Annotated in this window: 14 protein-coding genes and 3 pseudogenes; 8 read left to right on the forward strand and 9 right to left on the reverse strand. The window is 62.0% G+C overall.

Annotated elements, in window-relative coordinates:
• Nucleotides 1-20 precede the first annotated feature (20 nt).
• From AC0L7P_RS13060 to AC0L7P_RS13095, 8 genes and pseudogenes are all read left to right on the forward strand, one after another.
• Nucleotides 21-1079 (forward strand): ABC transporter ATP-binding protein, encoded by a 1059-nt coding sequence (locus AC0L7P_RS13060; RefSeq protein WP_473433140.1) that lies wholly within the window; start codon nt 21-23, stop codon nt 1077-1079.
• Nucleotides 1076-2799 (forward strand): annotated as a pseudogene (locus AC0L7P_RS13065) (peptide ABC transporter substrate-binding protein). Before AC0L7P_RS13060 ends, AC0L7P_RS13065 begins: the two are co-directional and overlap by 4 nt.
• A gap of 153 nt (nt 2800-2952) precedes the next feature.
• On the forward strand, nt 2953-3960 hold the full coding sequence (locus AC0L7P_RS13070) for an ABC transporter permease (RefSeq protein ID WP_473433141.1): 1008 nt from the start codon (nt 2953-2955) through the stop codon (nt 3958-3960).
• Complete coding sequence (locus AC0L7P_RS13075) at nt 3953-4891, forward strand: ABC transporter permease (RefSeq protein ID WP_473433142.1); 939 nt, start codon at nt 3953-3955, stop codon at nt 4889-4891. The genes AC0L7P_RS13070 and AC0L7P_RS13075 overlap by 8 nt, the downstream gene beginning before the upstream one ends.
• A gap of 96 nt (nt 4892-4987) precedes the next feature.
• Nucleotides 4988-5440 carry a hypothetical protein gene (locus tag AC0L7P_RS13080; protein ID WP_473433143.1) on the forward strand — a complete coding sequence of 151 codons (453 nt, stop codon included), beginning with the start codon at nt 4988-4990 and terminating at the stop codon, nt 5438-5440.
• Between the two features lies 1 nt (nt 5441).
• On the forward strand, nt 5442-6017 hold the full coding sequence (locus AC0L7P_RS13085; protein ID WP_473433144.1) for a hypothetical protein: 576 nt from the start codon (nt 5442-5444) through the stop codon (nt 6015-6017).
• On the forward strand, nt 6014-6577 hold the full coding sequence (locus AC0L7P_RS13090) for an SCO family protein (protein ID WP_473433145.1): 564 nt from the start codon (nt 6014-6016) through the stop codon (nt 6575-6577). Before AC0L7P_RS13085 ends, AC0L7P_RS13090 begins: the two co-directional genes overlap by 4 nt.
• 7 nt (nt 6578-6584) lie before the next feature.
• Nucleotides 6585-7079: a rhodanese-like domain-containing protein gene (locus AC0L7P_RS13095; protein WP_473433146.1), complete on the forward strand. Its 495-nt coding sequence runs from the start codon at nt 6585-6587 to the stop codon at nt 7077-7079.
• Nucleotides 7080-7093: 14 nt separating this feature from the next.
• Here the strand turns inward: AC0L7P_RS13095 and mdoH are convergent, their stop codons facing one another.
• The 9 genes and pseudogenes from mdoH to AC0L7P_RS13140 form a co-directional block, all read right to left on the reverse strand.
• Nucleotides 7094-8992 carry a glucans biosynthesis glucosyltransferase MdoH gene (mdoH, locus tag AC0L7P_RS13100; protein ID WP_473433147.1) on the reverse strand — a complete coding sequence of 633 codons (1899 nt, stop codon included), beginning with the start codon at nt 8990-8992 and terminating at the stop codon, nt 7094-7096.
• Nucleotides 8980-10516: pseudogene (locus AC0L7P_RS13105) on the reverse strand (OpgD/OpgG family glucan biosynthesis protein). Before AC0L7P_RS13105 ends, mdoH begins: the two are co-directional and overlap by 13 nt.
• Complete coding sequence (locus tag AC0L7P_RS13110; RefSeq protein WP_473435456.1) at nt 10492-11730, reverse strand: OpgC family protein; 1239 nt, start codon at nt 11728-11730, stop codon at nt 10492-10494. Before AC0L7P_RS13110 ends, AC0L7P_RS13105 begins: the two are co-directional and overlap by 25 nt.
• Before the next feature lie 30 nt (nt 11731-11760).
• Nucleotides 11761-13131 carry a tetratricopeptide repeat protein gene (locus AC0L7P_RS13115; RefSeq protein WP_473433148.1) on the reverse strand — a complete coding sequence of 457 codons (1371 nt, stop codon included), beginning with the start codon at nt 13129-13131 and terminating at the stop codon, nt 11761-11763.
• Nucleotides 13132-13297: 166 nt separating this feature from the next.
• A pseudogene (locus tag AC0L7P_RS13120) lies at nt 13298-14478 on the reverse strand (CaiB/BaiF CoA transferase family protein).
• 14 nt (nt 14479-14492) lie between these two features.
• Nucleotides 14493-16100 (reverse strand): thiamine pyrophosphate-binding protein, encoded by a 1608-nt coding sequence (locus AC0L7P_RS13125; protein ID WP_473433149.1) that lies wholly within the window; start codon nt 16098-16100, stop codon nt 14493-14495.
• 115 nt (nt 16101-16215) lie between these two features.
• A complete protein-coding gene (locus AC0L7P_RS13130; RefSeq protein ID WP_473433150.1) occupies nt 16216-16572 on the reverse strand; it encodes a L,D-transpeptidase in 357 nt (118 codons plus the stop codon).
• A complete protein-coding gene (locus AC0L7P_RS13135) occupies nt 16559-16813 on the reverse strand; it encodes a hypothetical protein (RefSeq protein WP_473433151.1) in 255 nt (84 codons plus the stop codon). The genes AC0L7P_RS13130 and AC0L7P_RS13135 overlap by 14 nt, the downstream gene beginning before the upstream one ends.
• Before the next feature lie 238 nt (nt 16814-17051).
• Nucleotides 17052-18002: a TAXI family TRAP transporter solute-binding subunit gene (locus AC0L7P_RS13140; protein WP_473433152.1), complete on the reverse strand. Its 951-nt coding sequence runs from the start codon at nt 18000-18002 to the stop codon at nt 17052-17054.
• Nucleotides 18003-18004 lie beyond the last annotated feature (2 nt).

The following is an 18004-nucleotide window of genomic DNA, read 5'->3' on the forward strand; positions in this document are numbered from 1 at the left end:
CCGGCAGGGAGCGATAAGCGATGACCGCCGCCCGCAAACTGGTCGAAGTGCGCGACCTCAAGATGCACTTTCCGATCCGCGGCGGGCTGTTGCAGCGCATCGTGGGCGCGGTCAAGGCCGTGGATGGTGTCAGCTTTGACATCTACGAGGGTGAAACCCTTGGGCTTGTCGGGGAATCCGGCTGTGGCAAATCCACCTGTGGGCGGGCTTTGCTGCGGCTGTACGAGGTGACAGCGGGCGCGGTCCTGATCGAAGGCGCCAATATTGCCGACGCCACGCCCGAGGCTTTGCGCCAGATGCGTCCCAAGATGCAGATGGTGTTTCAGGACCCTCAGGCCAGCCTCAACCCCCGGATGACTGTGGCCCGGATCATCGGCGAACCCCTGATCGAACACACCAAACTGAGCCGCGCCGAGCGTGACGAGCGGGTGTTCGAGCTGATGGATCAGGTGGGGCTGAACCGCGCCTTTGCCAACCGATACCCCGATGCCTTTTCCGGCGGTCAGCGCCAGCGTATCGGCATTGCCCGCGCCCTGGCCCTGAACCCGCGCTTTATCGTCTGCGACGAACCCATCGCGGCGCTGGATGTGTCGATACAGGCGCAGGTCGTCAACCTGCTTGAGGATCTGCAGGACAAGATGGGCCTGACCTATCTGTTCATCTCGCATGATCTGTCCATGGTGCGCCATATCGCGGATCGTGTGGCGGTGATGTATCTGGGCAAGCTGGTTGAACTGGCCCCCCGTGACGCAATCTATGCCGCACCGCTGCACCCCTATACCAAGGCGCTGCTGTCGGCGGTCCCCGACCCGGACCCGGCCGTGGCCAGCCAGCGCCAACGCCAGATTCTGACCGGCGACGTGCCATCGCCGGCCAATCCGCCCCAGGGGTGCAATTTCTGCACCCGCTGCCCTGCGGTGATGGATATCTGCCGCCAGATTGATCCCGAATTCCGCGAGGTGGAACCGGGGCGCTTTGCCGCCTGCCACCTTTTGAACGACACCGTATCCGATCAAGGGCCAGGCCTGCGACCGGCTGCGCAAGACCAAAAAACCAACAACCAAGGGAGTATATCATGAAACTCAGAACTGCCCTCTGGGGGGCCGCCGCTGCCGTGGCGCTGACCCCGGTTATGGCTTATGCTGACGCCCACGAAGGCGACCGGGGCCGCGACGGCGAGGTCAAGATCATCTATTGGCAAGCACCGTCGATCATGAACCCGTTCCTGTCGGGCGGCACCAAGGACATCGAAGCCGCCTCATTGGTTCTGGAACCTCTGGGCCGCTTTGATCAGGACGGCAACATGGTGCCGTTTCTGGCCAGCGAAATTCCCACCGTGGCCAATGGCGGCGTGAGCGAAGACCTGACCACCATCACCTGGACGATCAAACCCGATCTGAAATGGTCTGATGGGTCGCCCTTTACCTCGGCTGACGTTGTGTTCACCGCCAATTACTGCATGGACCCCGAAGGCGGCTGCGCGCAGTTGGCCAAATTTGAGGGCGTAAAAAGCGTTGAGGCGCTTGACGATCTGACGGTCAAGGTGACCTTCAAGGAACCCAAACCCAACCCGTATCTGCCGTTCATGGGCGGCCAGTCACCGATCCTTCAGGCGGCGCAATTCGCCGACTGCAAAGGCGCCCGCGCCCCGGAATGCACCGAAGAAAACTTCAACCCCATCGGCACCGGTCCGTTTGTGGTTACGGAGTTCCGCCCCAACGACGTGATCACCCTGGAGGCCAACCCCAACTATCGTGACCCCAACAAACCGGCCTTTGCGACAGTGACATTCAAGGGCGGCGGCGATGCGGCCGCGGCCGGGCGCGCGGTTCTGGAAACCGGCGAATACGATTACGCCTGGAACCTGCAACTCGCCCCCGAAGTGATCGCCAACATGGCGGCTGCGGGCAAAGGCACCCCGGTTTCGGCCTTCGGCACATTGGTCGAACGGATCGAGATGAACATGACCGACCCATCGCCCGACCTGCCCGAGGGCGAACGTGCAACCACCAAGCATCCGCACCCCTTCCTGTCAGACGAACGTGTGCGGCAGGCGCTGAGCATGGCCATCGACCGCGGCCTTCTGACCGAGATCGGCTATGGTCAGGCAGGCCGCCCCACCTGCAACCTGGTGCCCGCACCGGCCATGTATGCCAGCGACAACACCGATTGCATCGCGCAGGACATCGAAGGCGCCAAGGCGCTGCTGGACGAAGCCGGGTTCAAACCCGGGCCGGATGGTGTGCGGGTGAACGACAAGGGCGTGCGCCTGTCGATCCTGTATCAAACCTCGGTCAATGCCGTGCGTCAGGATTTTCAGGCCCTGATCAAACAGTGGTGGCAGGAAATCGGCGTTGAAACCGAATTGCGCGCCATTGATGCCTCGGTCTTCTTTGGCGGCGATCCCGGCTCGACCGATACGTTCCAGCGGTTCTATGCCGATGTGGAAATGTATGCCAACAACTTTGATGGCACAGACCCCGAGGCCTATCTTGCCGCCTATACATGCGACAAGGCCCCCCGCCCCGAAACCCAGTGGCAGGGCGAAAACATCAACCGGTTCTGTGATCCGGCCTATGATGAAATGATTGCGGAACTGGGGCGTACGGGCGATCTGGACGAACGCAGCCGCATCGCCAAAAAGCTGAACGAAATGGTGACAAAAGACACCTATACCATCGTTCCGCTGGTGGATCGTGGCCGTGTGTCCGCCCATTCCAACACCTTGGGGGGGTTCAGTTGAACACCTGGGATTCCGAGCTGTGGAATGCGGCCGACTGGTATCGCATCAAGGAATAATCATTCCTTTGGGGCGGGCTTTGGCCCGCCCCTGTCAATGCCATGCCAGAGCGCCACAAGGGCATGTATCATCTTGGAACCCCATACGCATTATCTGGCGACAGGGGCCGTGCCCGTTGATCCCAGCCCTGTTTTCCGGCCAGAGGTAAGCCCATGCTGACATTCACAATCCGCCGGCTTGTGATTTCCATTCCGACCCTGCTGTTTATTGGCCTGGTCATTTTTCTGTTGCTCGAACTCGCGCCGGGCGATCCCATGGCGCAGGTGCCGCTGACGGTGCCCCCCGAGGTGAAGGAAAAGATGCGTCTGGCGCTGGGGCTGGGTGAACCGGGATATATCCGGTTTATCAAATGGCTCGTTCAGTTCTTCTGGATCGAACCGCTGAATCTGTTTGATCATTTGTTCGGCACCGGCTTTGCCGATGGCAAACTGCGGGTGATTTCGTGGCAAACGCGCAGCCCGGTGATGGATATCGTGATGCAGCGCATACCCCAGACGCTGTGGGTGGTGGGCATGGCCTATGTGGTCGGCGTGCTGATCGCCCTGCCCATCGGCATCTATTCGGCCTATCGCCAGTATTCGATGTTCGATCAGGCCGGGACGTTCGTTTCGATGATCGGCTATTCGGTGCCCCCGTTCTTTTCCGGGGTGCTGTTGATCGTGATCTTTTCGGTGAAACTGGGCTGGTTGCCGTCGATCTATGACACCACCCATGTGGTCAACGACTGGGCCAGCTTCAAGGTGCAACTGATGCAGATGATCATGCCGGTCATGGTGCTGGCGCTGCAAACCACCGCGCAGATCAGCCGTTTCATGCGCGCCTCGATGCTGGACAACCTCAACCAGGATTACGTGCGCACCGCCCGGGCCAAGGGCATGACGGAAAACGTCGTGCTGCTGGTGCATGTGCTGCGCAATTCGATGATCCCGGTCGTGACCGTGATCGCGCTGGGGGTGCCGGGCATTTTTGGCGGCGCCATCATCACCGAACAGGTGTTCAAGGTGAACGGGATCGGCCAGCTTCTGATCACCGCGATTCAGGCCAATGATCTGCCCATGGTGCAGACGCTGACGTTTATCTTTGCCATTCTGATTGTTGTTTTCAACCTGATTGCCGATGTGCTTTACGGCGTGCTTGACCCGAGGATCCGCTATGACTGAACCGGTGATCCATAATCCGATCGGGGCCGCGCAATCCGCCCAGATGCCCCGCCCCCCGCGCAACCAATGGTGGGATATCTGGGATCAGTTCCGCACCCACAAGGGCGCGCTGGCCGGTCTTGGTTTTTTCCTGCTGATCCTTCTGGCGGTGGTCCTGGGGCCATATCTGTGGGGCATTGATCCGAAATACATCGACATCCGCGCCCGCAATTCGGGGCCTAGCTTTGCCCATCCCTTTGGCACCGATCAACTGGGCCGCGATACATTGGCCCGGATGATCACCGGCGGACAGACCAGTGTTGCCGTGGGCCTGATGGCCATGGCGCTGTCGCTGTTTCTTGGCACCACCATCGGCGTTCTGGCCGGATATTTCCGCCGTCTTGACGGTATCCTGATGCGGTTCACCGATCTGTTTCTGGCGCTGCCCCTGCTGCCGCTGCTTTTGGTCATCATCCTGCTGTTTCGCGATGCCCTGCGCGCCACGTTCGGCCCTGAAACCGGGATTTTCATTTTGATCGTCGGGGTGATCGGCATTACCTCGTGGATGCAGACGGCGCGGATTGTGCGCGGCGATGTTCTGGCCCTAAAGGAACGTGAATTCGTGCTGGCGGCGCGCAGTATCGGCACCCCCAGCCGGCGAATGATCACCCGGCATGTCCTGCCCAATGTGTTGTCCCCGATCATGGTCAGCGCCACTTTGGGCATCGCCAATGCGATCATCACCGAAAGCGCCCTATCGTTCCTTGGCCTCGGGTTTCCGTCGGATTTCCCCACCTGGGGGCGGCTGTTGTTTGATTCCACCGATTACCTGCAACAATACCCCGAGCGGGTCATGTGGCCCGGCCTTGCCATTTCCCTGACCGTGCTGTCGGTGAATTACATCGGGGACGGGCTGCGCGATGCGCTGGATCCGCGCATTCGGGGGCGGTAACCTGTGATCACACCTGCTTGACCAAGGGCATTGCCGTTTGGTGCCTCGCTTTTGCTGTGACAGGCTGTCGCATATCAGCTTAACAGGAGGAGCGTCATGCTCAGACCAATTGCCCTTGCAACCGGCCTTGTCAGCCTTGCCGCGCCCCTCTGGGCCGCAGAAGGTGAACGCATTCTGGTGACCGGCGAAATCATTGATACCTGGTGTTACTTTTCCGGGGTCATGGGCGGGCCGGATGCCGTTGTCGGCACGGCCCACCATACCTGCGCGATGTGGTGTTCGGCGGGCGGTATTCCCGTGGGTCTGCTGGGCGACGATGGCACCGTTTACATGGTTCTTAAAATCGAAGACAGCGCCGCCAGTGCCGGGGGCGATACCCAGCTTAACCTTGCCAGTCATCAGATCGTCGCTGACGGAATGCACTATGAACGGGACGGGCTGAATTACCTCGTGGTTGAAAAAGTCGTCACCGACAATGGTATCACCAACGAAAACCATCTGGATTACGGCACCGTTCCCCCCTTCGCCATCCCGGAAGGAGAGCGGTAAGATGCGCATTCTCACCCCCCTGATCCCCCTCGTGGCCCTTGCCGCGCCCGCCTTTGCACAGGATTTTTCCCAGGACAGCGAGGCAAAATCATGGAACCTCTATGCCGAACAACCTGCCCGATTTGAGGCAAAGGTGGTGGATGTTCTGTGTGAAATCACCGGCGATTGCCCCGCAGATTGCGGCGGTGGAACGCGCCAGTTGGGCCTTGTGCGCAGCGCCGACAATGCTCTGGTGTTTCCCAACAAGAACAACCAACCCCTGTTTACCGGCGCTGTGGTCGAACTGCTGCCGTTCTGCGCCATGGATGTCGAGGTTGACGGCCTGCTGATCGACGATGCGGAACTGGGCGCCAAGAATATCTATCTGGTGCAGAAAATCCGCAAGCAGGGCGATACCGAATGGACCACGGCCAACCGCTGGACCAAGGTTTGGGCAGAAAACAACCCCGATGCCAAAGGCAAGGGGCCGTGGTTCCGCCGCGATCCGCGCGTGAATGCGATGATTGCCAGCACCGGCTATTTCGGGCTGGGCATTGACCGCGACGCGGCAATCAAGGCGGAGTTGTTTGAAGAATGATCCGCGCCGTTGGTCTTGCCCTGTTATGTGCGGGCGGTCCCGCACAGGCCGAAGCCCCCCGCCTGCCCTTTGACGTGGGCGGGCCGTTTGCCCTGACCGATCAGACCGGGGCGCGCCGCACCCAGGTTGACCCGGACGGGCGGGCGCAACTGTTGTTCTTTGGCTATGCCAATTGTCTTCAGATCTGCTCGGCCGCGCTGCCTCTCATGGCTGACATCACCGAAACCATGGCGGCCGAGGGCGTGGCCCTGCGCCCGGTGATGATAACGGTCGATCCCGCCCGCGACACAGTGGCCGAGATCGGCCCGCCGCTGACATATCTGCACCCCGATTTCGTGGGGCTGACCGGCACAAGGGCCGAATTGCAGGTGGCCTATGATGCCTATTCGGTGGAGATAAAACATATCTTCGACGATCCCGAATATGGCCCGATCTATGCCCATGGCAGTTTTATCTATCTGCTGAACGGCAAGGGCGACGTTCTGAGCCTGCTGCCCCCCACCCTGACCCCGCAACAGGCCGAAAAAATTGTGCGCGGCAAGTTCGCGCCGGCGGGCTGAGCCATTCATGGGCGCGCTGTCACGCCGGGCTGTTCTGGGGGGTATCGCGCTGATCCTGGCGGGGGGCGCGGGGTTTGTCGCGCTGGATGGGCGGACTCTGTTCTATGACGCCCTGACCGAAGATTTCGCAGGCGACACCCTGACCCCGCCACAGGCCCACGATGCGGCGCTGGCGGGGCAAATCACCCTGGTCGACATTCGCCGCCCCGATGAATGGGCGCGCACGGGCAGCGCCGGTCCGGCCCTGCGGCTGGATCTGCGGCGCGACGATTTCATCACCGCCCTGAGCGCCGCCGTGGCGGGCAATCACGGCGCGCCCATCGCACTGATCTGTGCGCGCGGCGTGCGGTCGGCCCGGGTGGGCAACCAATTGCGCAACGCCGGGTTCAGCCAGATCATCGACGTGCCGGAAGGCATGCTCGGCTCGTCCGCCGGGCCGGGCTGGATCGCGCGCAACCTGCCCTTGAACAGCCGCAATCCGAAGGTTCAGCGCGGCAAGTGATGGCGCCCCCAGCGTTATTCCGCCGCCACCTGTTCCGAACGCGCCAGCAGATCGGCAAAGCGCCGCCGTTCCACCATGGCCGACCGGATGATGCGCGGCGTGTTGATGATTTCAGGCGTGCCCAACTGGCGCGCCGACCAGCGGCGATTGGCAAGGTTCACCCCCGACAGCGCCGACAGCGGCACCGCCATCACCAGGCTGAGCGCGATAGGCAACAGCCACAGGGACACGACGTTCAGCGCCATCCCCCCAAGGATAACCGCCCCCAGAAATGTTTCCAGCCCGTGGAATTTTATCAGCGTACCAATCCCATACTGCCCGCCGCCGCCGCGCTGTTGCGGCACCCATGTTTCACGCAGCCCAACGGCGGTGCGCAGAACGGCAACGGATTGCTGCACCATCAGGACCGGCGCATAGGCAATGGACAGGCTGATTTCCCCCAGCACCGACAACAAAAACTGGCGCAGCCCACCCAGATCACGCAGGGGGATGCCAACCCGGTGAATGGCGCCCGCGCTCATCAATTTGGGGGCCAGCAGCATGGCATACATGAACGCCAGCATGGCAATGCCGTGGGTGCGGGTCATTTCCGGCCAGCGCACCTGGGGGTTCAGATCGCTGAAATAGCGGATCACGTTGGACTCGGCACCATTGCCCACCAGAAACCACACCACCAACAGCGCCAGCCAGGCCGGTGACATCAGATACCCCATGGCCCCCGACACCAGATGAAACCGCGACACCGCATGAAACCCGCGACTGGCCAGCAAACGCAGATGTTGCAGATTGCCCTGACACCAGCGCCGGTCGCGCAGCACATAATCAATCAGGGTGGCGGGCACCTCTTCATAGCTGCCCTCGATCCAGGGCGAAAACCGCACCGACCATCCGGCCCGGCGCAGCATCCCCGCCTCGATGAAATCATGGGACAGGATCAGGCGCTCCTCGCCGCTGCGCATCCTGACCCGGGGCAACCCGGCACAGGCGGCAAAGGCGGCGCTGCGGATGATCGCGTTATGGCCCCAATAATTGCCCTCGCGGTCGGTCCATTTGGCCAGACCTTCGGCCAATGCGGTGCCATAGATCCGGTTGGAAAACTGCTGTACCCGGCCAAACAGGGATTGCGCGCCGAACAGGGTGGGAAAGGATTGGATCAACCCCGCCGCCGGATCGGCAGACAGCGCATCGGCAAGCGAGACAATGGCGCGCCCGCTCATCAGACTGTCGGCATCCAGAACCAGCATGGCAGGATAGGCCCCGCCCCAGTTTTCCACCCAATCGGCCAGATTGCCGACCTTGCGATCCACATTGTCGGCGCGGCGACGGTAATACACCGGCGCCCCTTCGGGCAGCATGGCGCGCAGCCCGTGAAAGGCGCGCAATTCCTGTGCGGCAATGGCATCGTCGCGGGTGTCGGACAGGACAAACAGGGAAAACCGATGCACATGGGGTTCTTTGGACAGGGCAAGCAGCATGGCGGCGGCATTGCCAAACACATCGGCGGGCGATTCATTATAGACTGGCACAAGCAGCGCCACGCGCAGCGGTTTGACCCGGCCCTGCCCCTGCGGGGCCGCGCGTCGGCGCGACACAAACAGCGTTGCCACCCCAAGGCTGGCGGTGCTGACCGACAGAGCAATCCAGAAAAATGTAAACGCGATCAAAGCGATGACGACGCCCTCAAACCCAGAAACCCCATCCACCGCGAACCAGTCGGTGAAGGCCGCAATCAGCGCCAGGGTTGTCAGCAGCGCAGGCACAAAGGTGGCCAATCGCCACGCCACCGCCCGTGAGCGCACCCGCACCGGCGCCGAGGCCCCCGCATGGGGCCGGTCCAGCGCCTGAATCGGGCGGTGCATCGGGCTAGGCGGCGGCATGGTGCCGTGGATGGGAAAAGGGGTTACGCCGTCCATTTATAAAGCCACACTTCGCTGATCGGAATGCCGTTTCTGAACAATTGCGCCCGCAGTTCCACCGCCGTCGCCTCGCCCGGTTCGAAACTGAACGCGAGCCGCATGCCGCCGGTTCCGGGGTTGTGCTGCAATATCCCGGGGGTGACATCATCAATGTCGGCGTTGACATGGATGGTCAGCGCCTCGATCCCGTCGGCAAAGGCGGGGTGGTCGGCAAAATCAACGGTGCAAACCACCCGCACCCGATCAAACCCCTTGCCGATCCGGGTGTTGATGATCCGCGCCACATCAGGCAGACCGCCCGGCTGTTCCCCCCAGACCATACCATAAGCAAAATCAAAGCTTTGCCCGGCAGGCAGTGGATCGCGCGGGCGCCAATAGGCGACGATATTGTCATAAATCTCACGCTCGGACGGGATTTCCACCAGCCGCACGATGCCCGCCCCCAATCCCCCCGGGGGTGATCCACAGGGTCGGGCGGTTTTCATAGCGCGCCTCGAGATCGGCGAAATCCTCGGCCCGCCTGTCGCGCTGAATCAGGCCAAACCCACGGGGGTTTACATCGACAAAGCTCGACACCTGCAATTCGCGCGGGTTGGCCAGCGGGCGCCACAGGGCTTCGCCTTTGCCATTCCACATCATCAAGGCCTCGCTGTCATAAACGGCGGGGCGGAAATCATCGAACCGGCTGCGGTTGGTTTCATCAAACAGAAACATGCTGGTCAGGGGGGCCAGCCCGGCGTGACCCAGATCGACCCTTGGGTGCAATTGCGCCGACACCTCTACCCGCGTTGGCATTCCGGGCGTGATTTCAAACCGATACGCGCCGGTGGCCGACGGCCCGTCCAGCAGGGCATGAAGAATGAAGGTTTCCGCCCCCGCCGCCGGGGCCTCGACCCAGAGTTTGGTAAACTCGGGAAATTCCTCGCCTTCGGCATCGCCCGTGCCAAGAGCAAGCCCCCGGGCCGACAGGCCATAAGTCTGACCATTGGCGATGGCGCGGAAATAGCTGGCGCCCTGAAACACCATGAATTCCTCGAAAATACCGCGCTTGTTCATCTCGGCGCGCAGGCGCAACCCGGAATAGCCCATGGTGTCGTCAATCGGCACATCGGGAAACATGTCAGTCTTGTCAAACAGGCTGAAATCAAACCCCAGCGTGCGGGCCATGCCATTTTCGACAATCGAAATCTGTACCGGGTGGGCAAAATATAGCCCGGCCGCGAACAGATCAAGCTGAAGCGGCCGTGGCTCATCCGCCCAGATCGCCTTTTGCGAATTGAACCAGACCATACGGTATTGATCATATGTCAGGTCACGCCACGCCTGCGGCACATCAGGTGCGGGGGCATAGGGTGCTTTGGACAGGCGCAATGCCTCGGCGCGCAGCCAATCGCCGGAAAACGGCGCCTCGGCGCGCACCAGTTCATCCATTGCGGCGGCGGGGGCGGCGGCCAATGCGGCAAGGCTGGCCAGAAAACTGCGGCGTTGCATATCAATCATCCCGTGGCCGACCCTTTCCATGGCTGGCTTTTGAACCAGCCCACGCCGTAAGCGACGCAAATCAACAGTGCAAAACCAACGGCATTGGCCAATGCCATGTTCCAGGTGGTGCGCCCGATCTGATCCATGGCAAAGCCGCTGAACCGGGCAAAGACCATGGAAAACAGGAACACCGCCAGGGATTGCTGCCCCACCCTGGTGATCAGGGCAACGACGATTGCAAAACCGCGCGACATCCCGCTTGTCCCCTCAGGTTGCAGACGGGCGCCCCCGGGGCCAGCCACCACATAGGCGAGATAGGCCAGCGCAAGGAAATGAACATAGCGCAACAGGGCGAAATCGGATTTGTCGAACCACGCCTTGTTGGCATCCCGCCAGTCGCGCGCCCAATCAAGGTGCAATTCCCGGATGCCGATGTTGGACAGCGGCACATTGGCCAGCACCACCAGCGCGGCCAGCGCCACCAGCCACCACCGCAGGGGCGGCGCGGGAATCCAGCCGCGCATCAGGGCAAACCCGGTAAAAAAGACCAGTTGCCACCCAAAAGGGTTAAAGAACCACTGCCGGTCCGACCATGGCTCTGCCGGAAAGCTCAGCCCGTGAAACGTGGTTCCCGCCCAGGCCCAAAGCGCGCTTTGCGCCATGATCCAGACCGCGATAACCGCAACGGCAACCGCCCAGACGCCAAGCCGTGACAGGGCCATCACCACCGGCAGCATCGCCAGAATCACCATATACATCGGCAGAATGTCGAAATAATTCGGCACATAGGTCAGCGACACCAGCCCGATCAGTTCGGGCGCGGGATTTTCGAAAAACTTCCACAGGTTGAGAGACCCGATATAGTGTTTGTCAAATCCACCAAGCTGATCGATCGCCGCCATCATCGCGGCAATCACTACGAACATGCCGATATGCGCCCAATACACCTGCCAGACCCTCTGGCACACCCGCGCGGCGCCCAAAACCCAGCCGCGCCGCACAAAGCAGCTGCCAAAGGCGATGGCGCTGGCCATGCCCGAACAAAACACAAAAATTTCGGTCGCGTCGGAAAACCCCCAACGCGCCGGAATCCAGGACGAAAAGTAATTGTGCGGGGTGTGGGCGCACAGGATGATGAACATCGCGATGCCGCGATAAAAATCAAGGCGCGGATCGCGCGCCCGCGCGGTGGGCCTGACCTGCGCCGCCGCTGTCTGTCTCTCGGAGAGGCGAAAATCGGTGGTGGTTGCCATGCTCATACCCGTGTCCATCTGCCACGCGGCTTATTCCGCCGGGACACGCCCGGCGCAAGCGGCATCACGGCCCCGGGCGATCAATGCGCGGCGCGCCGCCGCATAGCCATCGTCGCGGCAGGCCCGTTTGGCCGTGCGTTCGTTCAGAACCTGCTCGGCCTCGTCCAGAAAACCGGCGCGAATGCCGCTGTCGATGGTCAGACGCTCAAACACATCCCGCTGGGCATTGCTGCCCCCCGCCAGTTGCATGGTCTTGCGCGCCTGCGCCAGATTGAAAAAGGCAATATCGAAACGCGCCTCGCCAAAGGCTGCAAGCCCGGCCATCGCGGACAGGCCCGGGCGTTTCATCGCGCGGTGCATCTGGGTGGTCTGGGCCTTGGCATCCCGGTGCAACCGCCCCATCAGGGTGTTGACGGCCCGGGTGCGGTTGTCGCTGACCAGCGCCATCATGTAATGCAGATCGGCAAAGATCAAACAGCCGTCATCGGTCCGCTGCGCCGAAATATCGGCCAGTTCGGCCCAACGGTCGCCCACATCGATGCCGTCCATCTCCAACCGCATCAACAGCGTGGTGCCGTTTGAAATATCGCGATAATCGTCGGTGCGATCCTTGCGCACCTCGGTGTCATACAGCGCGAACACCGCGTCCGTCTGGCCCAGATCCAGATGCATCAGCGCCTTGTGCCACCAGACATGATAGCGAAAATTGTTGCAATGGGCCCAGGCCGCCTCGCGCCCGGTCAGCCATGTCAGCCCGCCCTGTGCGTCGCCCGTCATATCATGGACATGGGCCACCGCATGAAGCCCCCAGGCATCATCGGGGCAAAGCTCCAGCGCCGCGGTCCCGGTTCGCTGCGCCCGGGCAAAGGCACCGTTTTCCACCAGCGTAAAGGCATGACAACCCAACACATAGCCCCGCCCCGGGTGATCGTCGCCATAAGCGGGCAGCGCGGATTCGACCATCCGGCGCATCCCCGCAGCATCGCCCATGACAAAGCGCAGGGCATGATCCAGCTTCAGCGCCAGCGTATCGTCGGGGCGTGCCGCCAATATCGTTTCGAACCGGCCCAATGCGCCCGAAATATCGCCCCTAGCCCACAGATCCAGCGCCGCGACAAACCCTGTTTCCCGCGCGCTGACCGGGCCTGTGGTCAGTGCCGCGCGGGCGCTTGTCAGGGCCTCGGCCGCGGTGGCGTTCAGCTCGCGCCGTCCGAGCAAAAGATAAAACATCCCCTTGACCGCATGCCCCAGCGCAAAATCAGGTGCCGCGCTCAAGGTGACCGCCAGATGGGTTGGCGTTGCCGCACCATGGGCCAGAAACGCCATCTGGGTTGCATTCCAACTTTCCAGCGCGGGACCGGCCGGCAGGGTTGTGGTTTGGCCAAAGATATCGTGGGTCATCGGATGTCTCGATCTGTAGGGCAGCGTCCTGCATACCTATCAATCCAACGTGTAAATTAGGCCTCACAGCCCCGTGTATGACAGAGCCGTGATATGATTTGACGGCAAAACAGGCGATTTGGATGCAAATATTGCAGTTTCGCGCCGCTGTTCGCCCAGGGATGTTTCAGGGTTTATCGCGCAAACGGGCCAGAACCGCATCCGTGTCCTGCCCGAACCGGGGGGTGCGCGGCGATATGTGACCGGGCTGGCCGACAGGTGAAGCGGATTCCCGACCAGCCGCACATGGCCCGCCGCCGCGTCGGGGCAAGGCACCTCGGCGATCATTCCCCGCGCCGCCACCTGATCGCTGGCAAACACCTGATCCAGGGTTTGCACTGGTCCCACGGGCACGCGGCGCGCTTCCAGCCCCGCCACGATATCGGCCATGGGGCGGGCGGCCAAAAGCGGCGTCAGAATGGCAATCAATACCTCGCGGTTGGCCAGACGTGCGGGATTGGTGGCAAAACGCACATCCGTGGCCAGATCGGCGCGGCCCAGAAAATCGCAAAACCGGGTGAATTGTGAATCATTGCCCACCGCCACCAACAGATGACCATCCGAGGCGGCAAACACCTGATAGGGCACGATATTGGGGTGCGCATTGCCACGCCGCTGTGGCACATCGCCCGAGGTGAGGTAGCTCACCCCTTCGTTGATCAGCCAGGCGATCTGGCTGTCGACCAGCGCCACATCCACATGCTGCCCCTGCCCCGTGGCATCGCGGTGGCGCAGGGCAGCAAGAACGCCGATGGTGGCGTACATTCCACACATCACATCAGCGATGCCCACGCCCACCTTCATCGGTTCGCCGTCAATGGCGCCGGTCAGCGACATCATCCCGCCAAACCCCTGCGCCATGAGATCATAGCCCGGCTTGCTGGCATTCGGCCCCGTCTGCCCAAACCCCGAGATCGAGCAATAAACCAGCGCAGGATGCGCAGCCAGCAACGTGGCGGCGTCCAGCCCGTATTTGACAAGGCCCCCGGGTTTGAAGTTCTCGATCACCACATCCGATTGCGCCGCCAGCGCGCGGATCGTTTCCTGGCCTTCAGGGGTGGCGATATCGACGGCAACCGACAGTTTGTTACGGTTGGCGCACATGAAATAGGCCGACAGATCCGTCGCCTGCCCATCGGTGCCGGTGACAAACGGCGGCCCCCAGGTGCGGGTGTCGTCACCCCGGGTGCCGGGGTTTTCGATCTTGATCACCTCGGCGCCCAGATCGCCCAAAAGCTGGGTCGCGGTTGGCCCGGCCAGAATGCGCGTCAGATCCAGAATTTTCAGCCCGTCCAGTGCGCCCGCCATCTTGTGATCCTTGATTAAATGCGTCCGTCGTATGATTGACGGTCTATCACAGCGGCAATCACCGTAAAGGTGTCAGCGTTCAGCGCCCCCTTGATCGCCCCCTGCAAATCGGCGCGGTTTTGCACCGTCACCCCGTTGCCACCAAAGGCGCGCCCGATGGCGGCAAAATCATGGCCCGCGAAATCGACGCCGCGGTTTTGCATCTGCCGCCCGCGCTGTTTCAGCTCGATCAGCGCCAGCGAGCGGTCGACGAACACCACGAAAATCGTGTTCTGCCCCAGTTCCGCCGCCGTAGAGAGTTCGCCCGCCACCATCAGGAACCCGGCATCGCCGCAAAAGCTGACCACGGGGCGGTCGGGGGCGGCGATTTTGGCGCCCATGGCCAATGGCACGGCACCCCCCATGGTACACAGCCCCGAGGATTGCAGCAGGGTGCGCGGCCCGTCACAGCGCCACATCTGCGACAGCAGAATCCGGTGCGCGCCGCTGTCCACCGTGGCAATGGTGCCATCCGGCAACGCGGCGCGGCAAGTGTCGATCACCGCCGCCGGGCCCCATGGCTCATCTCTGGGAAAGGCCTGTGCCAGCGTGGCCTTTGCCTCTTGCGCGCGGCCCTCGGCCCAGGTCACGCGCACCGCCCCGCCTTCGCCCAGGGCGGCAAGGGTGGCGCCGGTATCAGCCAGAAAGCTGAGCCGGGTCTGGTGCATGTAGTGGTGGTTGGGGGCGGCGTGAATGTCGATCACCCGTTGCACAGCCGGATTCCACGGATCGCGCCAGCCCACGCGCATTTCAATCGGATCATACCCGACACAAAGCACAAGATCGGCCTCAGCGATCAGCGGCAAAAGCACCTTGTCGGCCTTGGGCGACAGGCCCGCCGCCCCCAGCGACAGAGGATGATCCTCGGGGATCACGCCCTTGGCCTTATAGGTGGTGATCACCGGCACCGAATGGGCATTGGCGAACCTGTGTACCTCGTCCGCCGCGCCGTCGTTCAGGGCATCAAGGCCAACGATCATGATCGGGCGGTGCGCCTCGGACAGCCAGCGGCGCGCCTTTTGCATATTGGCCGGCACCGTGGGGGCGGGGATGGCGCGGCTGCCTTCCATATCGGTGCCGGGTGCATCGGCCACGGAAATCGGCACGTCGATATGCACCGGCCCGGCCTGCCCTTCGCGGGCAATTCCCAGCGCCTTGTCCGCGATCACCCCGGCGGCCCCCGCGCTGAGGGTGAAGGTTGTCTTGGTGATCGGGCTAAACACGGCCCGGTGATCCAGCACCTGATGGGTATAGGTTTGCGCCTCGGCCGCATCGACACAGCCGGTCAGCACGATCAGCGGCACCCGGTCCTGCAATGCATTGGCCACGACGTTGACGCCGTTCATCGCCCCCGGCCCCAGTGTTGCCACCAGAATGGCAGGGGCGCCATCGACGTGGTGCACCCCTTCGGCCATGAACCCGGCGGCGTTTTCGTGTTTGCACAGTACAAAGGTGATCCCCGCCTGCTCCAGCGCGTCAATCAGCGTCAGAACCTCGCCCCCCGGCATGCCAAAGGCATAGCGGCACCCGGCGGCATAAAGACGACGCGCAAGGATATCTGCGGCGCGAAGGGGTGTGCTCATGGCTCTGACTTTCACTTGGCGGTTTCAGATGGCCGCAAACCGGGCGCCAAAACGATTTGTGCGCAGCCTAGGGGGCCGCGCACATGCATTCCAGTCACGATTGCGTCGGGCCGCGTTACGACCGGTTGGGCAACATCCGCGCATACAGCACGACCCGGCTTTGCATCGGCACCCGGCTGTAAAGATCGGCAATCTGATCGTTCACCAGCCGCGCACAACCGTTGGACACCGCACGCCCGATGGTGTTCGGTTTATCCGTGCCGTGGATGCGCAGGAAGGTGTCGCCGATCTGGGGCTTGAACAGATACAGAGCCCGCGCCCCAAGGGGGTTGGACAACCCGCCGGGCAGCCCGTCTTCGGCATAGCGCGCATAATGTTCGGGAGAACGCTTTACCATGTCCGCAGTCGGCTTCCAGCTTGGGAATTCCTTTTTCGCGCCCACGTAAAATTCGCCCGGCTCATACAGTCCCACACGCCCGATGCCACAGGTGTAACAGAATCGCGCGGTTTTCCGGCATGGTCCAATACAGGGCGAATTCGTCGGGCATCACATGGATTTCGCCCGGCGCAAGGTTCACCCGCAGGCTGACTTCGCGTGGCAGATATTGTTCGGGGACATTATAGGTCGGAATGGTCGGCGCCGCAGAAACGGGTGTGGCGCCCAGCAGACCGAACGCCGCTCCGGTTTTCAGAATGGTCCGGCGATTCATCATGGCAGTTCCTTTTGTACTCGGCTTGCTCTCCGGGCAGATCGGAAAGACATGGCAGTTATATTTGTCAATTAGTGACAGGCTCATTGTACTGGCAACCCCGCAGCGGCGCGTTTTGATCCACACACAGGGAAAGTCACGCGCAGTTTACACGGGGCCGGGGCATTTTAGCCACGGTTTCTGGCCGTTTCCGAAAGCAAAAAGAAGGCCTGCCCCCCGTAGGGATGGGCAGGCCGGGCGTTCACATCTGCGAATCGCTGAGCGTCACGCCGATTTCACCGTAATAGCGGGCAGCACCGGGGTGGATCTTGGTGGTGATGTTGGACAGCATGTCAGTGTTGACCGCAGCCCACCACGGGGCTGTGCCGCTCATCGCCTTTTTCTGTTCCCAGAATGTCTTGGTCAGTTCATAGGCGGTGTCGTCGTCCATCTTGTCGGTGGTATAGGCGACAACGGGCAATGACGTGGTGTCAACGTCACTGTCCTGCCCGGCATAGGTGCCTGCGGGAATGACAAGGCGGGTGCGTTTGGTGGCGGCGATTTCATCGTCGGACATGGAAATCAGTGTCACGGGGGTTGAGGCGGCGGCCTCGATCACATTCGGCGCAGGATAGCTGCCAGCGGTGACAAACCCGTCGATCTGACCGTTTTTCAGGGCCGCCACGGCGTTTGACAATTCGCTGTCGGCGATGGTGACTTTCCCATCCAGCCCGAACAATTCGATGTATTTCGCGCCCTCGGTTGCCCCGAAAGACCCCGAGCCAAGCAGGATCGTCTTGCCCGCAAGCCCCGCCATGGTGGTGGTGCCGCTGTCGGCGGACATCACGAAATGCATGGTCAGCGACGGAATGGGAAACAGCGCACGGATGGTATCGAACGCCGGTGCGCCCTTGTCCTTGAACGGGCCTGCGGCCTTTTGCGCGGCCCCGACCAATGCGGGCGGCGTGGTGAAGACGTAATCGCCGCCCCGGGCGCGCACCTCCATCACGTTTTGCACCGATCCCTGGCTTTCCTCGACGGTGACAATCACGTCGCCGTTGGTGCCTTTCTTCATCGCCTCGGCAATTTCGACACCCATCTGGTAATAGGATGATCCGGTCTTGGCCGATTTATAGGTGATGCGCGTTTCCGCTGTGGCAGGTGCGGCCATGGCGAGAGCGGCAAGGGCGGCGGTGATGGTGGTGAATTTCATGG

The sequence above is a fragment of the Oceaniglobus sp. K40-3 genome (assembly GCF_055808395.1).

Coding starts and splice junctions, on each gene's coding strand:
- AC0L7P_RS13060 (WP_473433140.1), top strand. CDS start 21: ATGACCGCCGCCCGCAAACTGGTCGAAGTGCGCGACCTCAAGATGCAC.
- AC0L7P_RS13070 (WP_473433141.1), top strand. CDS start 2,953: ATGCTGACATTCACAATCCGCCGGCTTGTGATTTCCATTCCGACCCTG.
- AC0L7P_RS13075 (WP_473433142.1), top strand. CDS start 3,953: ATGACTGAACCGGTGATCCATAATCCGATCGGGGCCGCGCAATCCGCC.
- AC0L7P_RS13080 (WP_473433143.1), top strand. CDS start 4,988: ATGCTCAGACCAATTGCCCTTGCAACCGGCCTTGTCAGCCTTGCCGCG.
- AC0L7P_RS13085 (WP_473433144.1), top strand. CDS start 5,442: ATGCGCATTCTCACCCCCCTGATCCCCCTCGTGGCCCTTGCCGCGCCC.
- AC0L7P_RS13090 (WP_473433145.1), top strand. CDS start 6,014: ATGATCCGCGCCGTTGGTCTTGCCCTGTTATGTGCGGGCGGTCCCGCA.
- AC0L7P_RS13095 (WP_473433146.1), top strand. CDS start 6,585: ATGGGCGCGCTGTCACGCCGGGCTGTTCTGGGGGGTATCGCGCTGATC.
- mdoH (WP_473433147.1), bottom strand. CDS start 8,992: ATGGACGGCGTAACCCCTTTTCCCATCCACGGCACCATGCCGCCGCCT.
- AC0L7P_RS13110 (WP_473435456.1), bottom strand. CDS start 11,730: ATGGCAACCACCACCGATTTTCGCCTCTCCGAGAGACAGACAGCGGCG.
- AC0L7P_RS13115 (WP_473433148.1), bottom strand. CDS start 13,131: ATGACCCACGATATCTTTGGCCAAACCACAACCCTGCCGGCCGGTCCC.
- AC0L7P_RS13125 (WP_473433149.1), bottom strand. CDS start 16,100: ATGAGCACACCCCTTCGCGCCGCAGATATCCTTGCGCGTCGTCTTTAT.
- AC0L7P_RS13135 (WP_473433151.1), bottom strand. CDS start 16,813: ATGATGAATCGCCGGACCATTCTGAAAACCGGAGCGGCGTTCGGTCTG.
- AC0L7P_RS13140 (WP_473433152.1), bottom strand. CDS start 18,002: ATGAAATTCACCACCATCACCGCCGCCCTTGCCGCTCTCGCCATGGCC.